At 66.2% G+C, this 24,408-nt stretch carries 25 protein-coding genes; 13 read left to right on the top strand and 12 right to left on the bottom strand.

The features are described from left to right. The first annotated feature begins 1 nt into the window (after nucleotide 1). From ACFZCE_RS13735 to xopAW, 7 genes are all read left to right on the top strand, one after another. A complete protein-coding gene (locus ACFZCE_RS13735; protein ID WP_390939771.1) occupies nucleotides 2-1,543 on the top strand; it encodes a UUP1 family membrane protein in 1,542 nt (513 codons plus the stop codon). Beyond that, a complete protein-coding gene (locus ACFZCE_RS13730) occupies nucleotides 1,543-2,520 on the top strand; it encodes an alpha-L-glutamate ligase-like protein (protein ID WP_390939769.1) in 978 nt (325 codons plus the stop codon). Before ACFZCE_RS13735 ends, ACFZCE_RS13730 begins: the two co-directional genes overlap by 1 nt. A gap of 17 nt (nucleotides 2,521-2,537) precedes the next feature. Continuing rightward, nucleotides 2,538-3,887 (top strand): aminodeoxychorismate synthase component I, encoded by a 1,350-nt coding sequence (pabB, locus tag ACFZCE_RS13725; RefSeq protein WP_390939767.1) that lies wholly within the window; start codon nucleotides 2,538-2,540, stop codon nucleotides 3,885-3,887. 61 nt (nucleotides 3,888-3,948) lie between these two features. Beyond that, nucleotides 3,949-4,683, top strand: a complete 735-nt coding sequence (locus ACFZCE_RS13720) for a phosphoadenylyl-sulfate reductase (RefSeq protein ID WP_390939765.1) — start codon at nucleotides 3,949-3,951, stop codon at nucleotides 4,681-4,683. 257 nt (nucleotides 4,684-4,940) lie between these two features. Then, nucleotides 4,941-5,693 (top strand): response regulator, encoded by a 753-nt coding sequence (locus ACFZCE_RS13715; RefSeq protein WP_390939763.1) that lies wholly within the window; start codon nucleotides 4,941-4,943, stop codon nucleotides 5,691-5,693. Then, nucleotides 5,693-6,808, top strand: a complete 1,116-nt coding sequence (locus ACFZCE_RS13710; RefSeq protein WP_390939761.1) for an ATP-binding protein — start codon at nucleotides 5,693-5,695, stop codon at nucleotides 6,806-6,808. Before ACFZCE_RS13715 ends, ACFZCE_RS13710 begins: the two co-directional genes overlap by 1 nt. 102 nt (nucleotides 6,809-6,910) lie before the next feature. Next, nucleotides 6,911-7,636: a XopAW family type III secretion system calcium-binding effector gene (gene xopAW, locus ACFZCE_RS13705; RefSeq protein ID WP_390939759.1), complete on the top strand. Its 726-nt coding sequence runs from the start codon at nucleotides 6,911-6,913 to the stop codon at nucleotides 7,634-7,636. A 9-nt stretch (nucleotides 7,637-7,645) separates the two neighbouring features. Here xopAW and ACFZCE_RS13700 read toward each other — a convergent pair whose 3' ends face one another. The 9 genes from ACFZCE_RS13700 to ACFZCE_RS13660 all read right to left on the bottom strand — a co-directional run bounded on the left by ACFZCE_RS13700 (nucleotide 7,646) and on the right by ACFZCE_RS13660 (nucleotide 14,033). After that, entirely contained in the window at nucleotides 7,646-8,692 is a 1,047-nt protein-coding gene (locus ACFZCE_RS13700) for an AI-2E family transporter (protein WP_390939757.1), read from the bottom strand. Nucleotides 8,693-8,722: 30 nt separating this feature from the next. Beyond that, nucleotides 8,723-9,556: a DUF4892 domain-containing protein gene (locus tag ACFZCE_RS13695; protein ID WP_390939755.1), complete on the bottom strand. Its 834-nt coding sequence runs from the start codon at nucleotides 9,554-9,556 to the stop codon at nucleotides 8,723-8,725. A gap of 49 nt (nucleotides 9,557-9,605) precedes the next feature. Next, on the bottom strand, nucleotides 9,606-10,457 hold the full coding sequence (locus tag ACFZCE_RS13690) for an alpha/beta fold hydrolase (RefSeq protein ID WP_390939753.1): 852 nt from the start codon (nucleotides 10,455-10,457) through the stop codon (nucleotides 9,606-9,608). 2 nt (nucleotides 10,458-10,459) lie between these two features. Next, nucleotides 10,460-11,263 (bottom strand): alpha/beta fold hydrolase, encoded by an 804-nt coding sequence (locus tag ACFZCE_RS13685; RefSeq protein ID WP_390939982.1) that lies wholly within the window; start codon nucleotides 11,261-11,263, stop codon nucleotides 10,460-10,462. 95 nt (nucleotides 11,264-11,358) lie between these two features. Beyond that, nucleotides 11,359-11,676, bottom strand: a complete 318-nt coding sequence (locus ACFZCE_RS13680; protein WP_390939751.1) for a hypothetical protein — start codon at nucleotides 11,674-11,676, stop codon at nucleotides 11,359-11,361. A 55-nt stretch (nucleotides 11,677-11,731) separates the two neighbouring features. Further along, complete coding sequence (locus ACFZCE_RS13675) at nucleotides 11,732-12,175, bottom strand: hotdog fold thioesterase (protein WP_390939749.1); 444 nt, start codon at nucleotides 12,173-12,175, stop codon at nucleotides 11,732-11,734. Between the two features lie 13 nt (nucleotides 12,176-12,188). Beyond that, entirely contained in the window at nucleotides 12,189-12,650 is a 462-nt protein-coding gene (locus ACFZCE_RS13670) for a histidine phosphatase family protein (protein WP_390939747.1), read from the bottom strand. Continuing rightward, nucleotides 12,647-12,994: a DUF4389 domain-containing protein gene (locus ACFZCE_RS13665; RefSeq protein ID WP_390939745.1), complete on the bottom strand. Its 348-nt coding sequence runs from the start codon at nucleotides 12,992-12,994 to the stop codon at nucleotides 12,647-12,649. The genes ACFZCE_RS13670 and ACFZCE_RS13665 overlap by 4 nt, the downstream gene beginning before the upstream one ends. 13 nt (nucleotides 12,995-13,007) lie before the next feature. After that, nucleotides 13,008-14,033 (bottom strand): NAD(P)H-dependent glycerol-3-phosphate dehydrogenase, encoded by a 1,026-nt coding sequence (locus ACFZCE_RS13660; protein ID WP_390939743.1) that lies wholly within the window; start codon nucleotides 14,031-14,033, stop codon nucleotides 13,008-13,010. A 177-nt stretch (nucleotides 14,034-14,210) separates the two neighbouring features. Here ACFZCE_RS13660 and ACFZCE_RS13655 point away from each other — a divergent pair, with 177 nt between their 5' ends. The 3 genes from ACFZCE_RS13655 (at nucleotide 14,211) to fabB (ending at nucleotide 18,106) form a co-directional block, all read left to right on the top strand. Beyond that, entirely contained in the window at nucleotides 14,211-16,112 is a 1,902-nt protein-coding gene (locus tag ACFZCE_RS13655; protein ID WP_390939741.1) for an ATP-binding protein, read from the top strand. 246 nt (nucleotides 16,113-16,358) lie between these two features. Next, complete coding sequence (gene fabA / locus ACFZCE_RS13650; RefSeq protein WP_390939739.1) at nucleotides 16,359-16,874, top strand: 3-hydroxyacyl-[acyl-carrier-protein] dehydratase FabA; 516 nt, start codon at nucleotides 16,359-16,361, stop codon at nucleotides 16,872-16,874. An 11-nt stretch (nucleotides 16,875-16,885) separates the two neighbouring features. Then, nucleotides 16,886-18,106 carry a beta-ketoacyl-ACP synthase I gene (fabB, locus tag ACFZCE_RS13645; protein WP_390939737.1) on the top strand — a complete coding sequence of 407 codons (1,221 nt, stop codon included), beginning with the start codon at nucleotides 16,886-16,888 and terminating at the stop codon, nucleotides 18,104-18,106. A 52-nt stretch (nucleotides 18,107-18,158) separates the two neighbouring features. Here fabB and ACFZCE_RS13640 read toward each other — a convergent pair whose 3' ends face one another. Further along, nucleotides 18,159-18,893: a dienelactone hydrolase family protein gene (locus tag ACFZCE_RS13640; protein WP_390939735.1), complete on the bottom strand. Its 735-nt coding sequence runs from the start codon at nucleotides 18,891-18,893 to the stop codon at nucleotides 18,159-18,161. Nucleotides 18,894-18,970: 77 nt separating this feature from the next. After that, a complete protein-coding gene (gene htpG, locus ACFZCE_RS13635) occupies nucleotides 18,971-20,878 on the bottom strand; it encodes a molecular chaperone HtpG (RefSeq protein ID WP_390939733.1) in 1,908 nt (635 codons plus the stop codon). Between the two features lie 215 nt (nucleotides 20,879-21,093). Here htpG and ACFZCE_RS13630 point away from each other — a divergent pair, with 215 nt between their 5' ends. Further along, nucleotides 21,094-21,378, top strand: a complete 285-nt coding sequence (locus ACFZCE_RS13630; RefSeq protein ID WP_390939731.1) for a hypothetical protein — start codon at nucleotides 21,094-21,096, stop codon at nucleotides 21,376-21,378. 39 nt (nucleotides 21,379-21,417) lie between these two features. On the opposite strand, the gene brnQ is transcribed toward ACFZCE_RS13630, so the two are convergent. Further along, nucleotides 21,418-22,725 (bottom strand): branched-chain amino acid transport system II carrier protein, encoded by a 1,308-nt coding sequence (brnQ, locus tag ACFZCE_RS13625; protein ID WP_390939729.1) that lies wholly within the window; start codon nucleotides 22,723-22,725, stop codon nucleotides 21,418-21,420. Nucleotides 22,726-23,068: 343 nt separating this feature from the next. On the opposite strand from brnQ, the gene ACFZCE_RS13620 reads away from it, so the two are divergent. Together ACFZCE_RS13620 and ACFZCE_RS13615 are read left to right on the top strand one after the other, a co-directional pair. Then, a complete protein-coding gene (locus ACFZCE_RS13620; RefSeq protein WP_390939727.1) occupies nucleotides 23,069-23,287 on the top strand; it encodes a hypothetical protein in 219 nt (72 codons plus the stop codon). A 67-nt stretch (nucleotides 23,288-23,354) separates the two neighbouring features. Further along, nucleotides 23,355-24,239, top strand: a complete 885-nt coding sequence (locus ACFZCE_RS13615) for a LysR substrate-binding domain-containing protein (RefSeq protein WP_390939725.1) — start codon at nucleotides 23,355-23,357, stop codon at nucleotides 24,237-24,239. Nucleotides 24,240-24,408 lie beyond the last annotated feature (169 nt).

Genomic DNA, 24,408 nt, shown 5'->3' with positions numbered 1-24,408 from the left:
AATGCGCTCGCTGAACCTTCACCTGAAGATCCTCATCACCGTACTGGTGCTGCTCGGCGCGGGCATCACCGGCTACCAGATCTTCGTGCTCGGCATCCCGGTCAGCGAGGATGAAACCGACGACCTGTGGAACATCGACGCCAAGATCGAATTCGTCGCCAGCCCCAGCACCCCGGTCAAGGTGCAGATGTTCGTGCCGCCACTGACCCGCGACTACGTGAGCCTCAACGAGAGCTTCATCTCCAACAACTACGGGGTGAACGTCAACCGCATCGACGGCAACCGCAAGGTTACCTGGTCGGCCCGGCGCGCCAGCGGCAACCAGACGCTGTACTACCGGCTGGTGCTGACCAAACGCTACAGCACGGAAAAAACCAAGGCCAAGGGGCCGATCTTCCGCGACTCGGTGGTGCTCGAAGGCCCGGAGAAAATCGCCGCCGACGCGCTGCTGGCCCCCATCCGCCAGCATTCGGCGGATGTCGAGACCTTCATCGGCGAGACCATCAAGCGGGTGAACACCACCACCGACGACAACGTCAAGCTGCTGCTCGGCGGCGACGCCTCGCCGGCGCACAAGGCGCGGGTGGTCGACCTGCTGCTGTCGGTCGCCCACGTGCCGATCGAGCGCGTGCACACCCTGCGCCTGGCCGCCGAAGTGCCGCAAACCCCCGAGTTGTGGCTGCGCAGCTTCAATGGCAGCGACTGGCTGTACTTCAACCCGGAAACCGGCGAGCAGGGCCTGCCGGCCGACCGGCTGATCTGGTGGACGGGCGATGACAACCTGATCAGCGTGGAGGGCGGGCGCAAGTCGCTGGTGACCTTCACCCTCAACAACAGCGAGATGAACGCCATCCGCCTGGCCAAGCTGACCGACGCCAACACCGACGCGGATTTTCTCGAATACTCGCTGTACAGCCTGCCGCTGCAAACCCAGCAAACCTTCATGATCATGGTGATGATCCCGATCGGCGTGCTGGTGATCCTCATCTTGCGCAACCTGATCGGCCTGCAAACCCTCGGCACCTTCACCCCGGTGCTGATCGCCCTGGCCTTCCGCGAAACCCAGCTGGGTTACGGCATCGTGCTGTTCAGCCTGATCACCGCGCTGGGCCTGTCGCTGCGCTCCTACCTCGAGCACCTGAAGCTGCAAATGCTGCCGCGCTTGTCTGTTGTGCTGACCTTCGTGGTGGTGATGATCGCCGCCATCAGCCTGTTCAGCCACAAGCTAGGGCTGGAGCGCGGGCTGTCGGTGGCGCTGTTCCCGATGGTGATCCTCACCATGACCATCGAGCGGCTGTCGATCACCTGGGAGGAGCGCGGCGCCGGCCATGCCATGAAGGTGGCGATCGGCACGCTGTTCGCCGCCTCGCTGGCGCACATCATCATGACCGTGCCGGAAATGGTCTACTTCGTGTTCACCTTCCCGGCCATCCTGCTGATCCTGGTCGGTTTCATGCTGGCGATGGGCAGGTACCGCGGCTACCGCCTGAGCGAACTGGTGCGCTTCAAGGCCTTCCTCAAGGACCGCGAGGCCGACCTGTAATGTTCGGCTTCTGGAACACCTGGAAGGCCCTCAGCGCCCGCGGCATCATGGGCATCAACCGGCGCAACGCCGACTACGTGCTCAAGTACAACGACCGCCGCCTGTACCCGCTGGTCGACGACAAGATCATCACCAAGGAGCGCGCCCTCGCCGCCGGCCTGCGGGTGCCCGAGCTGTATGGGGTGATCAGCACCGAAAAACAGATCAGCCGGCTCGATGAGCTGATTGGCGGGCGCGACGATTTCGTGATCAAGCCGGCCCAGGGCGCCGGCGGCGATGGCATCCTGGTGATCGCCGACCGCTTCGAGGAGCACTACCGCACCGTGTCGGGGCGGTTGGTCAGCCGCGCCGACCTCGAACACCAGATCTCGAGCATCCTCACCGGGCTGTACTCCCTGGGCGGCCACCGCGACCGCGCGCTGATCGAATACCGGGTCAAGCCCGACCCGATCTTCCGCGCCATCAGCTACGAAGGGGTGCCCGACATCCGCATCATCGTGCTGATGGGCTACCCGATCATGGCCATGCTGCGCCTGCCCACGCGGCAATCCGGCGGCAAGGCCAACCTGCACCAGGGCGCCATCGGCGTGGGTGTCGACCTCAGCACCGGGGTCACGCTGCGCGGCACCTGGCTGAACAAGATCATCCGCAAGCACCCCGACACCACCCATGCCGTCGATGGCGTGCAACTGCCCTACTGGGACGGCTTCATGCAACTGGCGGCCGGCTGCTACGAGCTGTGCGGGCTGGGTTACATCGGCGTCGACATGGTGCTGGATGAAGCCCAAGGCCCGTTGATCCTCGAGCTGAACGCCCGCCCCGGGCTGAACATCCAGATCGCCAACGACTGCGGGCTGACCCATCGCACCGAAGCGGTGGAGCGGCACCTGCTGGAACTGGCGCAACACGGCACCAGCCAAACGCCTGAAGAACGGGTACGATTCACCCAAACCCTGTTCGGCCACGTCAGCCCCTGAGTGCTTCTCCCGCCGCCATGCCTGTGTGTACCCTGCTGCCCCTGCCCTACCGGCCCGACCCGGCCCAGTATTTCCAAGCCATCCGCCACGCCCCGGGCGCGGTATTGCTCGACAGCGGCCGCCCGGCCGCCGAGCGAGGCCGCTTCGATCTGCTCAGCGCCTGGCCACGGGCCGTGCTGCAGCCCGCCACCGGCGAGGCGGGCGCGGCGTTCCTGCAACGGGCCCGGCAGGCGTTGGCCGAGCTGGGCGAGGCACAACTGCCCGGCGGCTGCGCGCTGCCCTTCGCCGGCGGCCTGATCGGCTACCTGGCCTACGACTTCGGCCGCCGCCTGGCGCCGCTGCCGCAGCCCAACCACGATGACCTGCAACTGCCCCAGGCCACCCTCGGGCTGTATGCCTGGGCGCTGATCACTGACCACCAGGCGCGCACCAGCCAACTGATGCTGCACCCCAGCCTGCCGGCGGCCGAGGGCGAGCGCCTGCGCGCGCTGTTCACCGCCGAGGCGGCGCCCAGCAACGCCGCGTTCCGCCTGTTGGCACCGATGGCCAGCGATATCGACGCCGCGCAGTACCGCCAGGCCTTCGACCAGGTGCAGGCCTACCTGGCGGCTGGCGATTGCTACCAGATCAACCTCACCCGGCGCTTCAGCGGCCACTGCGAAGGCGAGCCCTGGGCCGCCTACCGGCAGTTGCGCCAGGCTTGCCCGGTGCCGTTCTCGGCCTACATGCCGCTGGCCGATGGCAGCACCCTGCTCAGCCTGTCGCCAGAGCGGTTCATCGCCGTGCACGGCGGCCAGGTCGAAACCCGCCCGATCAAAGGCACCCGCCCGCGCGGCGCGAGCGCCGAGCAAGACCGCGCCAACGCCGCCGAATTGCTCGCCAGCCCCAAGGACCGGGCGGAAAACCTGATGATCGTCGACCTGCTGCGCAACGACCTGGGCCGCAACTGCCGCATCGGCAGCGTGCAGGTACCGGAGCTGTTCGCCCTCGAAAGCTACCCGAACGTGCACCATATGGTCAGTTGCGTGCGCGGCGAGCTGGCGCCCGGCCGCGACGCCCTCGAGCTGCTCGCCGGCAGTTTCCCCGGCGGCTCGATCACTGGCGCGCCCAAAGTGCGGGCCATGCAGATCATCGATGAGGTCGAGCCGACCCAGCGCGCCATCTACTGCGGCTCGCTGCTGTACCTCGACGTACGCGGCGAAATGGACAGCTCCATCGCCATCCGCACGCTGCTGGTCAAGCACGGCCGCGTGCACTGCTGGGGTGGCGGCGCAGTGGTGGCCGACTCAACCTGCGAGGCGGAGTTCGAGGAGTCTTACTACAAGGTGCGGGTGCTGCTGGAGGCGCTGGCGCACCCGGCGCCGTGACTTTTTGTTACCATTTGGCCATTCGAGCGCCTAAGCGCCAACCTGATTAGGAACCCGCCTGATGAACCATCCTTTCGATGTTGCCGAGACCGCGGCGGCGTATGCAAACAAAAGCCCGCAAGACATCCTCAAGCTGGCGTTCGAGCACTTCGGCGATGAGCTGTGGGTGTCGTTCAGCGGCGCCGAAGACGTGGTGCTGGTCGACATGGCCTACAAGCTGAACAAGCAGGTCAAGGTGTTCAGCCTCGACACCGGCCGCCTGCACCCGGAAACCTACCGTTTCATCGACCAGGTGCGCGAGCACTACGGCATCAGCATCGACGTACTCTCCCCGGAGCCCGAGCCGCTGCAGGCCCTGGTGAAGGAAAAAGGCCTGTTCAGCTTCTATAAAGACGGCCACGGCGAATGCTGCGGCATCCGCAAGATCGCCCCGCTGCGCAAAAAGCTCGCCGGCGTGCGCGCCTGGGCTACCGGCCAGCGCCGCGACCAGAGCCCGGGCACCCGCAGCCACGTGGCCGCGGTGGAAATCGACGGCGCGTTCTCCACGCCCGAGCGCCCGCTGTACAAATTCAACCCGCTGGCACAAATGCCCAGCGAAGAGGTGTGGATGTACATCCGCATGCTCGAACTGCCGTTCAACAGCTTGCACGAACGCGGCTTCATCAGCATCGGCTGCGAACCCTGCACCCGCCCGGTGCTGCCGCGCCAACACGAGCGCGAAGGCCGCTGGTGGTGGGAAGAAGCTACCCAGAAGGAATGTGGGTTGCATGCTGGGAATGTGATCGCGAAGGACTGAGGGGGGAAGAGAGAGGCAAGGAGCAAGCGGCAAGCTTCAAGTGGCTGTGACTTGCCCCTTGTAACTGGAAACTTGCTCTACCTCTCCCAATTATGCAGCTTGAAACACACTTTGTATCAAGGCCGATACCTTCAGGAAATCCCCCCTACACCTTGCCCGCTTAGCCTGCCGCCACTCCAGCCCTTTCGGCCTTGCCGTACAGGGCTTATCCTTCCATTCTCCTTCACGGGCGCCCCCTGGGGCAGATGAACCTAAGCATGCAAACAACCGCCCCCGGCGATGCCAAAAGCACGCTCGACGATGACAAACGCTGGAACACCCGCGCGCTGATCGTGGACGACGACGTGCCGATCCGCGAACTGCTGATCGACTACCTCGCGCGCTTCGGCATCCTCGGCCACGGCGTGACCGATGGCGTGGCCATGCGCGAAGCCATGCAGCAAGACAGCTACGACGTGGTGGTGCTCGACTTGATGCTGCCCGGTGAAGACGGCCTCGCGCTGTGCCGCCAACTGCGCGCGGAATCCGACATCCCGATCCTGATGCTGACCGCCCGCTGCGAGCCCACCGACCGCATCATCGGCCTGGAACTGGGCGCCGACGACTACATGGCCAAGCCCTTCGAACCCCGCGAACTGGTGGCGCGCATCCAGACCATCCTGCGCCGGGTGCGCGACGACCGCAGCGACCAGCGCGGCAACATCCGCTTCGACAACTGGCGGCTGAACAGCGTGCTGCGCCAATTGGTGTCGGTCGAGGGCCTGGTGGTGCCGTTGTCCAACGCCGAATTTCGCTTGCTGTGGGTGTTCCTCGAGCGCCCACGGCGGGTGCTGAGCCGCGAGCAACTGCTCGATGCCGCCCGCGGCCGTTCGATCGAAGCCTTTGACCGCAGCATTGACCTGCTGGTCTCGCGCCTGCGCCAGAAGCTCGGCGATGACCCAAAATCTCCTGCCTTGATCAAGACCGTGCGCGGTGAAGGCTACCTGTTCGACGCCCGAGACATCAGCTGATGCGCAGCGCCGATACGCTGTTCGCTCGTTTGTTCGGCGTATCGCTGGTGGCCATCGTGCTGGCCCATGTGCTCGCCTTCTTGTGGTTCCAGCAGTATGGCTTCCCGCCCCCGCCACCCGCGCCGGAACACATGATGGGCGCTGAAGGGCCGTTCGCCGGGCCGCCGGAGCATCGCCCCGGTGAAGACCGCGACGGCCCGTTCGCCGGCGACCACGACGGCGCGCCCGGCGAGGATGAAGGGCGCTTCCGGCCGCCGCCACCGGGCCCGCTGCGCGGCCCGATCGTGCCGTTCCTGTTTCAACTGGTGACGCTGGTGGTTGCCGCCTGGTATGGCGCCAAGTTCCTCACCCGGCCGATCCGCCGCTTCAGCGAGGCGGCCGAGCGGCTGTCTGAAAACCTCGACAGCGCGCCACTGGACGAAGACGTCGGCCCGCGCGAAGCGCGCCAGGCCGCGCAAACCTTCAACCGCATGCAACGGCGCATTCGCGAGCAGGTACAACAGCGCGCGCGCATGCTCGGGGCGGTGTCCCACGACCTGCGCACGCCGCTGTCGCGGCTCAAGCTGCGGCTCGAGCAGGTGCCCGAGGAAAAACTGCAAAACCAGATGCGCCAGGACCTGGACGACATGATCGGCATGCTCGACGCCACCCTGACCTACCTGCACGAGCAGCGCACCAGCGAGGCGCTGCAACGCTACGACGTGCAGGCATTGGTCGAGTCGCTGTGCGAAAACGCCCAGGACAACGGCAGCCCGGCCCAGGCCGAGGGTGAATGCGCGCCACTGGTGACCCAACCGATGGCGCTGCGCTCGTGCATCTCCAACCTGCTCGACAACGCCCTGCGCTACGGTGGCGCCACCCTGGTGGCCCTGCAGGACAGCCCCACCGAGCTGGTGGTGCGGGTGATCGACCACGGGCCGGGCATCAGCGCCGACAAGCGCGAGGCGGTGTTCGAGCCGTTCTTCCGCCTGGAAGGCTCGCGCAACCGCAACTCCGGCGGCGTCGGGCTGGGCATGACCATCGCCCGCGAGGCCGCGCAGCGCCTGGGCGGTACGCTGAGCCTGGAGGAAACCCCCGGGGGCGGCCTGACCGCGACGGTGCGCTTGCCGCGCTAGGCAGATATAACCCCCGTTACAAAGTCTAGATACCCCCGACACCTGGCTCCGGCAGCGTGCGAAGCCTGCGTAACAGCGCAGGCACAACACAGGAGCAGCCCCATGATCAGTGGCGTCAGTGGTTCCTCGAGCTATTACTACAACAGCTCGAGCAGCAGTACCTCGGCGAAAACCAGCGATACCTCGTTCCAGAAAAAACTGCTTGCAGAGCTCGACACCGACGGCGACGGCAAGGTCAGCAGCAGCGAGCTGACCACCGCGCTAGACAGCGCCGAGCAAAGTGGCGACCAGGGCAAGGCCGGCGTGCTGGTCAGCCTCAGCCAGAACTACAGCGAGCTGGACAGCGACGGCGATGACAGCCTGAGCCTTGACGAGCTCTCGGCCATGGCGCCGCCACCGCCACCGCCAAGCGGCCAGGACTCGGTCGACGACCTGTTCAGCAGCCTGGACACCGACGGCGATGGGGAAATCAGCAGCGACGAACTCACCAGCGCGCTAAGCAGCAGCGACAGCACCTCGAGCACCAGCAGCAGCCAGGTGGCCGACCTGCTCAGCGAACTGGACAGCGACGACAGCGGCGCGATCAGCGAAAGCGAACTGGCCGCGGCGATGATGCCGCCCCCGCCGCCACCCGCCGCGGATGCCTTCAGCAGCAGCAACAGCGACGACAGCGTGCAGGCCAGCAGCAGTGGCAGCAGCACCAGCAGCAGCTCGCAAAGCAGCCAGCAACTGGCCGCGCAGGCACTGCAGCGGATGATCGCCAACCTCAACAAGCAGTACGGCACCGCTACCAGCAGCAGCGGCAGCACCGTTAGCACCGCCGCCTAAGCCCGTGGGTCAGGGTGTTTTTACGCCCTGGCCCCGGGTCCAGTCGGTGAGCAGGTTGTAGCCCACCGCGAGCAAGGTCGGGCCAATGAACAGGCCGATGAAGCCGAACGCCAGTAACCCGCCGAACACCCCGAGCAGCACGATCACCAGCGGCAGGTCACCGCCACGGCTGATCAAGTAGGGCTTGAGCACGTTATCCACGCCACTGATCACGAAGGTGCCCCACACCGCCAGGAAGATACCCATGCCCCACGACTGGTTCCAAAACAGCCAGGCGGTGGCGGGGATCCACGCCAAGGGCGGGCCCATGGGGATCAGGCTGAGCAGGAAGGTGAAGATGCCCAGCACCAGCGCGCCCGGCACGCCGGCGATGAGGAAGCCGATCAGCGCCAGCACCGCCTGCGCCGCCGCGGTGCCGATCACCCCGTTGACCACCCGCTGCACGGTACCGGCCACCAGTTGCAGGTAATGCTCGGCGCGCTCGCCGATCAGCCGCTGCAGCAGCCCCAGCACAAAGGCCTCGACCCGTGGCCCGTCACGGTAGAAAAAGAACACGAAAACCAGGCTCAGGGTGAGTTCCAGCACCCCACCGCCCAGTTGCGCGCTGCGCGCCAGCAGCCAGTTGCCCAACTGGCCCATGTACGGCTTGAGCGATTGCAGCATGGCCGCGCCCTGCTGATCGAGGGTGTTCCACCAGGCCACCAGGCGCTCGCCGAACAGCGGCACCTGGCCGAGCCAGGCCGGGGCGTCAGGCAGGCCGTCGACCTGCACGTCGCGTACGAAGGCCGTGGCATCGCGAACGTGGTCGACCAGGTTGAAGCCCAGCCACACCAGTGGCAGCAGCACCAGCAGCACCCACCCCAGCGTCAGCACCGCCGCCGCCAGGGTGGCGCGGCCGCCCAGCAGGCGGGTGAGCCCGCGCATCAGCGGCCAACTGGCATAGGCCAGGATCGCCCCCCACAGCAACGCCGAGGCGAACGGCATCAGCACCCACACACAGGCCACCAGCAGCACCAACAGCAGGATCTGCACCAGTAGCCGGTCAGTATTGATCATTGAAATATCCTGAAAATCACCGCGGCACGTTTACCGCAACCATTGGAGCGCTAACGGGCCCGTGCGTTCGTCGCTCTCCAGGCGTGCTGCCCGCACGCCCTGCGCTTCCAGCGCCTCGCTCCACCCTTGCGCGCCGGTGCCACTGACCTTCACCCGCAGCGCGCTGTCGAGGTTCAACGCCCGGGCGATCACGCTGACCCACGGCGCGTCGGGGCCATTGCCCAGTTCAGCGAAGTTGAGCTGGCCGCTTTCGCGCAATTCACGCAGCAACGTGGCGGGGGTTGGCAGCAGCGTACCCAAGGGTTGGCTGGCCTCGAAACGCTCCAGGTGCAGCGCCACCCGGCGGTTACCGCGGGTCACCGCGTACACCGCCAGCAAGGTGCTGGGGCCCTGGCGCACCAGCAGGAAGGCCTGCTGGCCGTCGCTGCCGAGCAGGCGCGCATTGCCGAAAATCTCGTTCGCCCACAGGCTGCTCTCGCCGCAATCACGGCCTTGGCACCAGAACAGTACCTGCGCCTGCGGGTCACGCAGGCCCTCGCGGGCTTGGGCGAAGGTGGACGCCACCGAGCGCTCCGGCGGCAGTTCGTAGGTGATCGAGCTCACCGTGCCCTGGGCCAGCACGCGGCCTTCCATGCGCAACTGGCCGCTGATCTTGCGCAGCGCACCCAAGGGGTAAAGGCGCTCGGCCGCTTGCGCCGGGCGCTGTTCGAGCACCTGGCCATCGGCCTGGGGCAGCAGTGCCTCGAGGGGTTGCGCGGCCTGTACCGCGCCGGCCACGGCGAGCACGCCCAGGGCTAGCGCCGCGCGGCCAAGGTGGGCAATGCAGCGGGCGCATTTGACGGCAAGGGCAATGGGCAACGGCATGGCGATCTCCTGAACAGGGCGCCAAGCCTCGGCAGTTGCCCCTGGCAAGTCAAGTCGCGGCGTGAAAACGATTGATACAGTCTGCTACAAGGGTTGCGCCAGCCTCGTCGTCGAGGTGCAAATGATGCCCCCCGGGCAATACCACCTGCTCCATGGCCAACCCGCCAATGGCCTCGCGGTGGGCCATCAACACGCCTTTATCCGCCAGAATCAACAGCGCCGGGCATTGCACCGCGCGGGCATAAGCCACGGCATGCTCGAAGCTCAGGCGCACCGGTGAACTCAGCATCAGGCGGCTGTCGGTACGCCAGGTAAAGCCGCCCGGTACTGCTTGCAGGCCACGCTCGGCGAGCAGCGCGGAGCCGCTTTCAGTGACGGCCAGGCGCCCGCGCAGGCGCGCGGCAATGGCCTGTTCGCGCTCGGCATACAGCGGCCGCCGCTTGCTCGCCAGGGCCAAGCGCTCGGCCAGGGCCTGGCCCAGCCGCGCCGGCCCCTCGCTGGCGGCTTCAGTGTGCGGTAGCAGGCCGTCGATCAACGCCAGCCGCTCGATGCGCTGCGGGCAGGCCGCGGCCAACTGCACCGCGACGATCGCCCCGAGGGAATGGCCGAGCAGGCCGAAACGGGCCCAGCCCAGGTGCTCGGCCACGTGCAGCACGTCTTCGGCATAGGCCCATAAGGGGTAGTCGGCGCCCGCCGCGCGGTGGCCAGACAACCCATGCCCGGCCATGTCGAGGTGCAGCACGCGCACCCCTTCGAGGCGCGGCGCCAGCCGGCTGAAGCTGCCGGCGTTATCCAGCCAGCCGTGCAACGACAACGCCGGGCGGCCGCCCACGGGGCCGCTGAAGTACCCCGCCAGTTCGATGTGCGGCAAACTCAGATGAAAGGGTTCCAGCTCGGCCACGGTCAGCCTCCTGTATTAGCGGGCGCGCGCCAGCGGCCCAGAACCTGTGTGATCAACGCCGCAGTGTGCTCGGGCTGTTCCAGCGGGAACATATGCCCACCCGGCACCCGGTAGCACTCCCCGCGCGGCAAGCGCCGCACCTGCCGCCCATGGTACGCCGCTACCACCCTGGAGGCCTCGCCGCGTACCAGCGCCACGGGCAATTGCAGGCGCCGCAGCGGCGCGGGTATTCGGTGCGGCAAGCTGCGGTAGATGCTGATTTCGATGGCCGCGCTAAAGCGCAGGCGCAGGCCGTGTTCATCTTCGCACAAGCCATGCTGCAGGTAGGCCTCCAGGCAGTCGGGGTCGAACCCGCGGAACAGCGCCTTGCCCGCGAAATAACGGCGCGCGCTGGCCAGGTTGGCGAAGCGCTCGCGCCGGCCCAGGGTGCGCCCGGCCGGGGTGATGCGGTCGATCCAACCCGCGCGCTTGGCCCAGCCCAGCAACCAGCGCTCCCAGGCTGTCAGCAAGGGCGCATCGAGCAGGATCAAGCCATGGTAGAGGTCAGGCCGCAGCAGCGCAGCGTGCAGGTGCAGCCCGCCGCCCAGCGAATGGCCCACGCCCCACACCTTGCCGGGCTGGGCCTGCAGGTGGTGGATCAGCTCTTGCACCAGGTGGGGCCAGTTATCGGTGACCGGGAAGCGTGGGTCGTGCCCATGCAGCGCCAGGTGCGCCACCTCGAACTGCGGCGCCAGGGCCCGAAACAGCTTGCCGTAGCTGCCCGAGGGGAAGCCATTGGCGTGCGCGAAGAACAGCGTGTCGGCCATGCTGCCGCCCTGGAAAGTCAACGAAGTGCCGCCATTGTTGGCCTTGGCCCCGGCGCCGGCAATGCGCGCAATGGCCAAGGCCTAGGGCGAACAGGTCAGTAATCGCTGAACGAACGCTTCAGGCAGGCCTGCAGGTAATCGAGCTGGTTTTCGAGCACCTGGCGCACCTCGGCCTGGCTTGCCGGGTTCTGCCGGCGCAGGTCGAGGCAGGCGGCTTGCAGGGCCCGCGCCAGCACCCGGGAGGCCTCTTGTACCCTCAGCAACTCAGGGTGATCGTCGTACTGGCGCAACAGTGCGTCGAGCTCGGCTTCGGCACCGTCGCGCAGCACCTGAAAACGTACGAACTGCGCCGGGCCATCGACCGGTTCGACTGGGCCATGCAACGGCTGAATCGTGGCTTGCGATTGCTTCATGCGCTACCTCTTGCCTCACTACGGGTGCCTCACTACGGGCGCCTCACTACTGGGCTCAGCGCCCCGCCGGGGTTTCACCCAGCGGCACCACGGCCACGGTGAGCCGTGAAATGCAACTGGGCTTGCCGCTGTCGTCTGTCAGGCGAATATCCCATACATGGGTGCTGCGGCCTATATGCACCGGCCGGGCGGTGGCAGTCACCCGCCCGGTACGCACCGCGCGCAGGTGGTTGGCGTTGACCTCGATGCCCACGCAATAAAAGCGGCTGGTGTCGATGCACTGGTAACTGGCCGAAGACCCTACGGATTCAGCCAGCACCACCGACGCCCCGCCATGCAGCAACCCATAAGGCTGGTGGGTGCGCGCGTCGACCGGCATGCTGGCGGTCAGCGAGTGCTCGTCGAAGGCCTCGAAGCGAATGCCGAGCACCTCGCCGATGCTGTTGCGCTGCTTGGCGTTCATGGCGTCTATGTCGGGGGTATCGTGCCACAGGCTCATGGGCCGGTCCTTGTCAGTGAGTGGGGTGATACAAGCTGCGCAGGGTCATCAGCCCCGCCAGCGCGCCCTCGCCCTCGAGCTCGGCCAGGCTGGCGGTGCCCATGGGGTGCAGCGCCGCGCGCTCGCCGCGCTCGAGCCAACCCAACAGGCAACCCACCAGTGGCTGATGGCTGACCAGCAGCCAGTCGCCCGGGCCGTGCTCGTCGAGCCCCAGCAGCGTGGCGGCAGGGTCGCTGTCGGGGGTCAGCCAGGGCACGGTGTTCAAGGATAGCTCGCCGCCCAGCGCTTGCCGCACCAGCAGCGCGGTTTCTTGCGCGCGGGCATAGGGGCTGGCGAGAATGCCGGCCAGCGGCACGCCGAGCAGGCGCCCGGCGCTTTGCAGCGCCTGCTCGCGGCCACGCGGCGTGAGCCGGCGCTGGGCGTCGGTGAGCGCCTGGGCCTGGGCCTCACCGTGGCGCAGCACCCACAGTTTCATAGCTTGGGCTCCTCGTCGCGCACCGGGTGCGGCGCGGGCGGTACCCGGTGCGGGGCCTCGCCCTGGGGCGCGCGGGGCGCTGGCCAGTCGGCGAACGGCCAGGGCTTCTGTTCGGTATGGAAGGTGCCGAAGCGGCCGATCTGGGCGAGAAACCGGCTGAGGCTGTCGCCGAAAGTCATCATCGTGCCGCTGGGCGCGCCGTAGATCAGGCGGTACACCAGTTGCGCCACCACCAGTACCCCCAACAGCATCTGCGCCGCCTGCCACACCAGCAGGTACAGCAGCATCCAGATCACCCGCAGCAGGATCGACTCGCGGGCATCGGTATCACGTGGGCCGGCCATCTGGGCCTCCTTGTTATTTGAAGCCGTCGAGGGAAATGAAGTCGACATCGGTTTTCGGCTCGCCACGCATCAGCAACTCGATCACCTGGGCCAGCGTGCGCCCTTCGAAGAGGATCGCGTGCAACCCGGCGACCAGCGGCATGTAAATGCCCAGTTGGTCGGCCTTGGCCTTGAGCACGCGGATGGTGTTCACGCCTTCGGCGACCTCGCCCAGGCGGGTGACTGCCTCATCGAGCGACAAGCCCTGGCCCAGCGCCTGGCCGATCTGGTAGTTGCGGCTTTTCGGCGAGGAACAGGTGACGATCAGGTCGCCCACCCCGGCCAGGCCGAGGAAGGTCATCGGGTTGGCGCCCTGGCTCACGGCGAAGCGGGTCATCTCGGCGAGCGCACGGGTGATCAGCATGCTCTTGGTGTTTTCGCCCATGTTCAACGCCGCGGCCAGGCCGGCCATGATCGCGTAGACGTTCTTCAGCGCGCCGCCCAGTTCAACGCCGAAACGGTCGGCGCTGGCGTACACGCGGAAGGTGCGCCCATGCAGGGCGGCCTGCACCGCCTGGCAGAGGGCGTCGTCTTCGCTGGCGACCACCGTGGCGGTGAGCGCGTGCTCGGCGATCTCCCGCGCCAGGTTCGGCCCGGAAAGCACGCCCAGGCGCGCCTGGGGGGCGATTTCGGCGAGGATTTCGCTCATCAGCATGAAGGTGTGCGCCTCGATGCCCTTGGTCAGGCTGACCAGCATGCGCCCGGCCAGCACCCCGGCATGGGGCGCCAGCACCGCGCGCAGGGCGCTGGAGGGCAGTGCGACGAAAATCAGCGAGGCGCCCCGCAGGGTCGCGGCCAGGTCAGTGACCGGCTCGACCGCCGGGTGCAGCTTGATGCCCTTGAGGTAGCGCGGGTTCTCGCGCTGCTCGCGCATCGCGCGGGCCTGCTCGGGGTCGCGCATCCACTGGCGCACGGCGTGGCCGTTCTCGCCCAGCAGGTTGGCCACCGCGGTGCCGAAGCTGCCGCCTCCAAGCACCGCGATCGGTTGCCGTTCAGTCATAAATCAGTCCAGTAGAACGCTCTTGCGAGAGGGTGCGGGCATTATACGGCGCCGGCCGGGCACGGCCAGCCCCATGCCGTTGCGCTTTCGGTCAGCCGCGCATGGCCGGCGCCCCTAAAAGCCGGGTAACATGGCCGTCCACCCTGCTCTCGACCGCGCCTTCGGAGAATCGTTTCCATGAGTTTAAGGTGGCGCGGCGACATCCATGCCCGCACCCATATCATCAGCCTGGGCCCGGCCCTGCTGCTGACGCTGCTGCTGATCTGCTTCTTCACCTTCGTGCGCATCCAGGATTTGCGCCAGGAGATGAACCACACCGGCCAGCTCATCGCCAACCAGTTGGCGCCGGCCGCCGAATATGGCGTGGTCTCGGCCAACGACGGCGTGCTCGACAGCCTGCTGCGGGCCACCTTGAGCATCCCCCATGTGCGTTTCCTGGAAGTACAGGACCACGCCGGCAACACCCTGGTCTACGTCGAGCAGCCCGGGGCCGGCCCGCGGGCGCCGAAAATCGAGCTGTTCCAGGCGCCGATCCGCGCCCAGCGCTACCTCACCAGCGACCGTGACCACCCCGGCGGCGAACCGCTGCGCGAAGACGACTACCTCGGCCGCGTGCTGGTGGGCATGAGCGACGACGCCTTCAACGAGCGCCAGCAGGAAATCCTCCTCAAGGCCGGGGTGCTGGCGCTGTTCACCCTGCTGATGACCTTCTTGCTGGCGCGGCGCCTGGCGCGCAGCCTGTCGCAGCCGATCAGCGACATGAGCGAGGCGGTCAAGGCGATCCGCCGCGGTGAGTTTCGCACCACCCTGCCCGAGGAACAGGGCAGCGAGCTGGGCGAGCTGGCGCGGCACATCAATGACCTCGCCCTGGGCCTGGAACAGGCCAGCCGCGAGCAACGCGAAGCGATGGCGCAGTTGATCCAGACCCGCGAGGAAGCCGAACGCGCCAACAATGCCAAGAGCGAATTCCTGGCGATGATGAGCCACGAATTGCGCACACCGATGAACGGCGTGCTGGGCATGCTGCAACTGCTTGAAACCACGCCGCTGAACGATGAACAGCACGAATACGCGATGCTCGCCACTCAGTCGACCGAACACCTGCTCAAGGTGATCAACGACATCCTCGATTTCTCCCGCATCGAGCGCGCCAACGTCGAGATCGAACACATTCCGTTCAACCTTGCCGAGCTCATCCGCGACAGCGCCAGCCCCTTCGTGCACGCCGCCCAGCAACGCGGCCTGGCCCTGGACCTGCAACTGGCCGAGGGTTTCGAGCGCTGGCAGGTGGCCGGTGACCCGACCCGTATCCGCCAGATCCTGGTCAACCTGGTGGGCAACGCGCTGAAGTTCACCGACCAGGGCAGCGTGCGCATCCAGGCCGACTGCCAGGTGCTCGACGCGCAGTTGATCTGGTTCACCTGCCAGGTGGCCGACACCGGCATCGGCATTGCCGCCGAAACCCTCGAGCGCATGTTCATCGCCTTCCAGCAGGCCGACAGCTCGATTTCCCGCCGCTACGGCGGCACCGGCCTGGGCCTGCCGATCGCCCGCACCCTGGCCGAACGCATGGGTGGCACCCTGCAGGCGCGCAGTGAGCAGGGCCAGGGCTCGGTGTTCACCCTGGAGATGCCCCTGGCCTTGCAGCCGCCGCCGGCGCGCCACGAACAGGCCCTGGCCGGGCCGGGGCGAACCACCGCGGCACTTGCCGGTCACAATCAACATGTACTGTTGGTCGAGGACAACCCGGTCAACCAGACGGTGATCGAAGCGATGCTGCGCAGCCTGGGTTATGAAGTGAGCGTGGCCAGCGACGGCGCGCAAGCGGTGACCCAGGTACGCGACGGGCGCTTCGACGCGGTGCTGATGGATTGCCGCTTGCCGGTGGTCGACGGTTACGAGAGTACCCGGCAAATCCGCCTGCTACCGGGTTGTGGCGCATTGCCTATCATTGCCCTGACCGCCAATGCCCTGCTGGGCGACCGCGAGGCATGCCTGGCCGCCGGGATGAACGATTACCTGGCCAAGCCGTTCAAGCGCACCGACCTGCAGCACTTGCTGCAACGCTGGCTGGCCTGAACGTAGAGAGACGGTCGAATCATGCCGGGAACGGTGGTAAAGTGCTGCGGCCCATGGGCTTGCCCGCCGCAGGCAGCGGCGTGGCGATACAATTTCAGTGCACAGGTGTACATCGTCTGCACCTGGCGCTGTGACTTTAAACAATACGCAATAGTCTATGACTGTGCATAACGGCCAGTAACGCGATACGGGGATGGCCGGCGGAAAGATTCGCCCTGCACAGGCAGGGACTATTGAGGAGCTCGCATGACCACACAACACGCCTTTACTCGGGAAGACCTGCTGCGCTGCAGTCGCGGTGAGCTGTTCGGCCCAGGTAACGCGCAATTGCCCGCCCCCAACATGCTGATGGTCGATCGCATCACCGACATCCGCGCCGAGGGAGGCAAGTACGGCAAGGGTGAACTGGTCGCCGAGCTCGATATCGATCCGAGCCTGTGGTTCTTCGCCTGCCACTTCGAGGGCGACCCGGTGATGCCAGGCTGCCTGGGCCTCGACGCCATGTGGCAACTGGTCGGTTTCTTCCTCGGCTGGCAAGGCCTGCCGGGCCGCGGCCGGGCTCTGGGCTCGGGCGAAGTCAAATTCTTTGGCCAGGTGCTTCCCACCGCCAAGAAGGTGACCTACAACATTCATATCAAGCGCGTGCTCAAGGGCAAGCTGAACATGGCCATCGCCGATGGTTCGGTCAGTGTCGACGGCCGCGAGATCTACACCGCCGAAGCCCTGCGGGTCGGCGTGTTCACCTCCACTGAAAACTTCTAAGGGTTATTGGCATGCGTCGCGTCGTAATCACCGGCCTTGGCATCGTTTCCTGCCTGGGCAATGACAAACAGACCGTTTCCGACAACCTGCGTAAAAGCCGTCCGGGTATCCGCTCCAATCCCGAGTACAAGGAAATGGGCCTGCGTAGCCAGGTATCTGGCTCCGTCGACATCAACCTCGAAGAGCTGATCGACCGCAAGGTCTATCGCTTCGTCGGCCACGCCGCGGGCTACGCCTACCTGGCGATGCAGCAGGCCATCGACGATTCGGGCCTGAGCGAAGAGCAGGTGTCGAACCCGCGCACCGGCCTGATCGCCGGTTCCGGCGGCGCCTCCACGCTGAACCAGATGGAAGCGCTGGACATCCTCCGCGAAAAAGGCGTGAAGCGCGTGGGCCCGTACCGCGTGACCCGCACCATGAGCAGCACCGTGTCGGCCTGCCTGGCCACCCCGTTCAAGATCAAGGGCCTGAATTACTCCATCGCCTCGGCCTGCGCCACCAGCGCGCACTGCATCGGCACCGCGATGGAACAGATCCAACTGGGCAAGCAAGACATCGTGTTCGCCGGCGGCGGTGAAGAAGAACACTGGTCGCAGTCGTTCCTGTTCGACGCGATGGGCGCGCTGTCCACCGAGTACAACGACACCCCGGAAAAAGCCTCCCGCGCCTACGACGCCAAGCGTGACGGTTTCGTCATCGCTGGCGGCGGCGGCATGGTAGTGGTCGAGGAGCTGGAACACGCCCTGGCCCGCGGCGCGAAGATCTACGCTGAAATCGTAGGCTACGGCGCCACCTCCGACGGCTACGACATGGTCGCCCCGAGCGGCGAAGGCGCCATCCGCTGCATGCAGCAGGCGCTGGCCACCGTCGACACCCCGATCGACTACCTGAACACCCACGGCACCTCCACGCCGGTGGGCGACGTGGCCGAGATGAAGGGCGTACGCGCCGTGTTCGGCGACAAGGCCCCAGCCATCAGCTCGACCAAGAGCCTGTCGGGCCACTCGCTGGGCGCCGCTGGCGTGCACGAGGCCATCTACTGCATGCTGATGATGGAAGGCAACTTCATCGCCGGTTCCGCCAACATCGACGAACTCGACCCTGAAGTGGCCGACCTGCCGATCCTGCGCGAAACCCGCGAAAACGCCAAGATCGACACCGTGATGAGCAACAGCTTCGGCTTCGGCGGCACCAACGCCACCCTGGTGCTCAAGCGCTGGCAAGGTAAGTGACATAAAAAACGGCGCCTGAGGGCGCCGTTTTTTATTGCCTGCCAAAAGGCCTTCACGCCTTGGGCGGGAACACCTCGCCCAGCAGGTTGTACATGGCCTGGAACGCCCGGTCAGAGACCTTCTTGTCGAACATCTGCTTGCCCGGGTTGTTGGCCTCCGGGTCAGTAAACGAGTGGTAGGCGCCGCCGTAGCTGACCAACTGCCAATCCACGCCGGCGGCGTTCATTTCATCGACGAACGCTGGCAACTGCTCGCGCGGCACCAGTGGGTCTGCCTCGCCGTGCAGCACCAGCACCGAACCCTTGATATTCTTGGCTTCGGCCGGGTCGGTGGCATCGAGCGTGCCATGGAACGACACCGCCGCCTTGAGTGGCGCGCCGGTGCGGGCCAGGTCGAGGGCGCAGCAACCGCCGAAGCAGAAGCCAAACGCCGCCAGGTTGGCGGTGTCGACGGTGGCGCTGCTCTGGCTTTGCAGTTGGCTCAGGGCCTCGTTCATCAGGGTGCGCAACTGGCCACGGTCGTTCTTCAGCGGCATCATCGCGGCCAGCGCTTCATCGGCGCTGGTCGGGCGCACGCCCTGGCCGTAGAGGTCGGCCAACAGCACCACGTAGCCCTGCGAGGCAACGGCCTGGGCGATGCGCTCGGCACCTTCGGAGATACCCATCCAGTTAGGCGCCATGACCAGGCCCGGGCGCGGCGAGCTGATGTCGGCGTCGAACACCAGGCGGCTTTCGTACGCTTTGCCAGCGACCTGATACACCAGCGATTCAAGGGTGATCGTGCTCATTGGTTGCTCCTAAGAAACCCCGAAAAAAACATCCCAAATACAAAGCCCGCCGAAGCGGGCCTTGTAGCGTAGCGGCTTTACACCGACAACTCGATTAACAGCTTGTTCAGCCGGCGCACGTAAGCGGCCGGGTCCTTGAGGCTGTCACCGGCGGCCAGCGCGGCCTGGTCGAACAGAATGTGGGCAAAATCGTTGAAGCGGTCTTCATCCGGCTCGCCGTCGAGCTTCTCGATCAGCGGGTGGGCCGGGTTGAATTCGAAGATCGGCTTGGAGTCTGGCACCTTCTGCCCGCTGGCTTCGAGGATCTGCCGCATTTGCAGGCCGAGGTCTTGCTCGCCAATGGCGAGGATGGCCGGCGAATCGGTCAGGCGGTGCGACACGCGCACTTCGCTGACGCTCTGCTCCAGCGCACCCTTGAGGCGCTCGACCAGGCCTTCCTTGCTCTTGGCCACTTCTTCCTGGGCTTTTTTGTCTTCCTCGCTGTCGAGGTTGCCCAGGTCGAGGTCGCCACGGGCCACGTCGACCAGGCCCTTGCCGTCGAAGTCGGTGAGGTAGCTCATCAGCCACTCATCGATGCGGTCGGTCAGCAGCAGCACCTCGATGCCCTTTTTACGGAACACTTCCAGGTGCGGGCTGTTCTTGACCTGCGCGTAGCTTTCGCCGGTGAGGTAGTAGATTTTGTCCTGGCCTTCCTTGGCGCGGGCCAGGTAGGCGGCCAGGCCAACGGACTGCTCGCCGCTGTCGTCGCTGGTGGAGGCAAAGCGCAGCAGGCCGGCGATTTTTTCCTTGTTGGCGAAATCCTCGGCCGGGCCTTCCTTCAGCACCTGGCCGAAGTTTTTCCAGAAGCCCGCGTACTTCTCGGGCTCGTTCTGCGCGAGTTTTTCGATCATGTCGAGCACGCGCTTGGTCAGTGCGGACTTCATCGAGTCGATGATCGGGTCTTTCTGCAGGATTTCCCGCGAGACGTTCAGCGACAGGTCGTTGGAATCGACCACGCCCTTGATGAAGCGCAGGTACAGCGGCAGGAACGACTCGGCCTGGTCCATGATGAACACACGCTGCACGTACAGCTTCAGGCCCTTGGGCGCTTCGCGCTGGTACAGGTCGAACGGCGCGCGGCCGGGCACGTACAGCAGCGAGTTGTACTCCAGCTTGCCTTCGACCTTGTTGTGGCTCCAGGCCAGCGGGTTCTCGAAGTCATGGCCGATGTGCTTGTAGAACTCCTGGTATTCCTCGTCCTTGACCTCGGAACGGGAACGGGTCCACAGCGCGCTGGCGCGGTTGACGGTTTCCCACTCCTGCTCGGCCGGGGCTTCTTCGCCCTCGGCGGCGGCTTGCTCCTTGGGCAACTCGATGGGCAGGGCGATGTGGTCGGAGTACTTCTTCACCACGTTGCGCAGGCGCCAGCCATCGGCGAACTCGGCTTCGTCGGCCTTCAGGTGCAGCACGATGCGGGTGCCGCGCTCGGGCTTGTCGATGGTCGCGACGTCGAACTCGCCTTCGCCACGGGACGACCAGTGCACGCCCTCGCTGGCCGGCAGGCCGGCGCGGCGGCTGTACACGTCGACCTTGTCGGCGACGATAAAGGCCGAGTAGAAGCCCACGCCGAACTGGCCGATCAGGTGCGAGTCTTTTTTCTGGTCGCCGCTCAGGTGCTTCATGAAGTCAGCGGTGCCGGACTTGGCGATGGTACCCAGGTGGGCGATGACGTCTTCGCGGCTCATGCCGATGCCGTTGTCGTCGAGGGTAACGGTGCGGGCGTCTTTGTCGAACGACACGCGAATGCGCAGGGCATCGCCGCCTTCGAGCAGTTCAGGCTTGGCCAGGGATTCGAAACGCAGCTTGTCGGCGGCGTCCGAGGCGTTGGAGACCAATTCGCGAAGGAAGATTTCCTTGTTGGAATACAGCGAATGGATCATCAGGTGCAGCAGTTGCTTCACCTCGGTCTGGAAGCCCAGGGTTTCTTTTTGAGTCTCCACACTCATGGTTGTCACTCCGATCTGATGGCTCTGGCAGTTCAGGTCAATGCCGGTTTACCCGGCGCGATGACAAGCAGATGGGGCCCAGCCGAACGGATTTCAAGGGGCAGGAGGTGACGAAAATTTCCTTACGGATCCACGGTTTACTTTATTGGGTAAACGGAACCAACGCGCGCGCTCAGGTTCTGAAGGTGCAGATCACCCATAAGGAGAAACACCCCATGAAAAAGACCCTCGCCACTGCCTTGATCCTTGCTGCTTCCCTGGGCCTCGCCGCCTGCGACAACGCCTCGGACAAAGCCAAGGACGCCCAGCAGCACAAGGAAGCTGCCCAGCAGCAGATGGACAAAGCCCAGGAGCACGTGAACGACGCGGCCAAAGAGAACGCCGAGGGCAACAAAGACGCTGCCGAAGCGCAGCAAAAGGCCCAGCAGGAAAGCGCCCCGGCCGGCACCATGGCACCGGCGCCGGACGCCGCCAACCCGGCCGCGCAAAAGCAGCAGTAACACCCTCAGCCGCCAGGCGAGCACCTGGCGGCCACGGGCTCAGGCCTTGCGCAGGGCCTGGGCACCGAGTACACGGTCACACAGCAGCGCAAACGCCAGGGTGACCACCGCCGGCACCAGCCAGGCCATGCCCTGCTCCGCCAGCGGCAGGTGTTTGAGTGCCATCGGCATCGCCAGCCCCGCGTCCTTGAGCCCATCGACCACCCCGAACGCCAACGCCACCAGCATCACCGGGCCGACTACCGTGCGCGGCGAGCGCCACAGCCCGTGGCAGAAGCTCAACGCCACCAGCACGATGCACGGCGGGTAGATGGCCGTGAGCACCGGCACCGACACGTGGATCAGTTGGGTCAGCCCCAGGTTCGACACCAGCAGCGAGAACCCCGCCAGCGCCACCACCAGGGCCTTGTACGGCGCGCCCAGCAGGCGCGCGAAGTACTCGGCGCAGGCGCAGGTCAAGCCCACCGCGGTCACCAGGCAGGCCAGCGCGATCAGCAGCGCCAGGAACAGGCTGCCCAGCGAACCGAAAGTGACCTGCACGTACTGGCGCAATACTTCGGCACCGTTGCTGGCACCGGCGGCGATCGCGTGGCTGCCAGCGCCCAGGCGGAACAGGCTGACATACACCAGCACCAGGCCCAGCCCGGCGATCAGCCCGGCGATCACCGCGTAGCGGGTGACCAACTGTGGCGCCTCGACGCCGCGCGAGCGAATGGCATTGACGATGACGATGCCGAACACCAGCGCGCCGAGGGTATCCATCGTCAGGTAGCCGTTGATGAAGCCCTGGGAGAACGCCGCGGCGGTGTAGGCCGGGGTGGCCTCCCCCACCGGGCCGGCCGGCGCCATGAAGGCAGCCGCGCCGAGCACCGCCAGGGCGAGGATTTTCAGCGGGGCGAGAAAACGCCCAACGGTGTCGAGCAGGCGCCCTGGGTAAAACGAAACCAACAGCACCAGCGCGAAATACACCACACTGTAGAGGAACAGCGGCAGCGGCCCCTCACCCACCAGCGGCGCGACGCCCACCTCGAACGACACCGTCGCCGTGCGTGGCGTGGCGAACAGCGGCCCCACCGCGAGGTAGCAGACCACCGCCAGCAAGGTGCCGGCGGCGCGGCCGATCGGCGAGCTGAGGGCATCCATGGCGCCGCCGACCTTGGCCAGGGCGACCACGGTGATCACCGGCAGGCCCACGGCGGTGATCAGGAACCCCGCCGCGGCCAGCCACACATGGGGCCCGGCCTGCAGCCCGACGATGGGCGGGAAGATGATGTTGCCAGCGCCCACGAAGAGCGCGAAGGTCATAAAACCGAGTGCCAGGATGTCCTGGCCTTTCAACACGTTCATTGCTTGCGAAACCACACTGCGGGGGAATAAAAGTCTGGGAAGGGACCTTGACCTTGTGGGTGAACGGCATGGGCGCACCCGGATCGGGCGCGTGGCGCGGCGGCTTCTTGTGGAGGCCCCTGCCAAGGGCGGCCAGCCTACCGTAAAACCGGCAAAAACGCACCTTTGCGGGGCGCCAGCGGCAGCATCGATTCACCGCCCGCCCCTTTTCAGAGCATTCTGATTCCAGCACCGCGGCTGAGCACCCGGCGACTATTTTTCATGCCCCGTAAAACTTGTTGTAAAAACAAGGGTCTACCCGCACACGGCAGGTAGCGGATCGTTCGCAGAGGTTGAGGTTTACATGAGCGCCATTTTGGTTGGGCAATTCCACGCACGTGATGCCGAGGGGCGCATTTACCCGGTTCACGAATTCCACGAAGTCCCACAGGGCGCGGACGGCAGCTTCGCCGCCACGCCCGTCACCACCTACCGCCTGGCCATTGGCGACCGCGTGACCCATCTGGGCGATGACCGTTTCCAGCTTGTGCAAAGCGGCGTGGAAATCATCCGCATTCCCTGATGATTCGATAAGCGGCCATGCGCTAGCATGGGCGCGGCCCGCTTAAGGTCCGCCCAGGAACCCGCCCATGCACTTGCGCCACCTCGAAGTGATCGACGCCCTGCTGCGCACCGGCAGCGTTCAAGCCGCCGCCCAATGGCTGGGGCTGAACCCGCCGGAGGTCGAAAGCCTGCTGGCTGAAACCGAGCGCGACAGCGGCTTGCTGTGGTTTTCCCGCAGCCGTGGCCGGCTGCAACCCACCCCCGACCTGCTCGCCCTGCAGCCCCTGGCGCAGCCGCTGTTTGACCGCCTCGACAGCGTGCGGCGGCAGGTCGAGGCACTGCGCGAGCACCGCGCGCCCCCCCTGCGCCTGTGGGCCAGCGAGCCACTGGTGGCGCACTTGCTGCCCCACAGCGTCGCCGCGTTGCGCCGGCGCTTTCCCGATTGCACGTGCCAACTGCGCAGCGCCACCCTCGCCGAGCTAGTGCGCGGGCTGCTGCTGGGCGACTGTGACCTGGCCCTGGCGCTGGAGCCGGCCGAGCACCCGCAGGTGCAAAGCACCGCGCTGGCGGCCGGCAAGGTACACCTGATCGCCCCCCACGGCTGGCTGGGGCCGCGCCAGCGCCATGTGGGCTTGCCAGCACTGGCCGGGCAAGGCCTGTTGGGGCTGGAACACCCGGATGGCCTTGGGCTGGCCCTGGAGCAACGCCTGCGCAAACTGGCACCGGCGCCGCGGGTGCACGTGCGGGTGCAAAGCTACCAATTGTTGCGGGCGATGGTCGAAGCCGGCGAAGGCCTGGCCCTGGTCGACCCGTTCACCGCCCAGGCGGCGCGCAACGCCGGGCTCGACACCTGCCCGATTTCGCCGGCGATCGATGTGCATGTGTACGCCCTGGCGCGGCGCGACCACGAGCCCAGCGCGGCGGCGCGGGCGTTGCTGGAGATCGTGACGGATAAAGCGGAGGGGCTGTAGGGCCTATCGCCCGGCACAGCCGGAGTGCCGGACCACGGCCTCCCACCAGATTTGTGTAAGTACTTGATTTACGAGGCAGCATAGAACCCGTGGGAGGCCGGCTGTGCCGGGCGATGGGCCCTGAAGCTCATGCACAAAATCAGCAGAGCTCACAGATTGATCCCATCCT

Origin of the sequence: Pseudomonas sp. NPDC007930 (assembly GCF_042958985.1) — a bacterium.
Lineage (GTDB): Bacteria > Pseudomonadota > Gammaproteobacteria > Pseudomonadales > Pseudomonadaceae > Aquipseudomonas.
The sequence above is the reverse complement of the archived record's forward strand: the minus strand, read 5'-3'. Positions and strand labels throughout refer to the sequence as shown.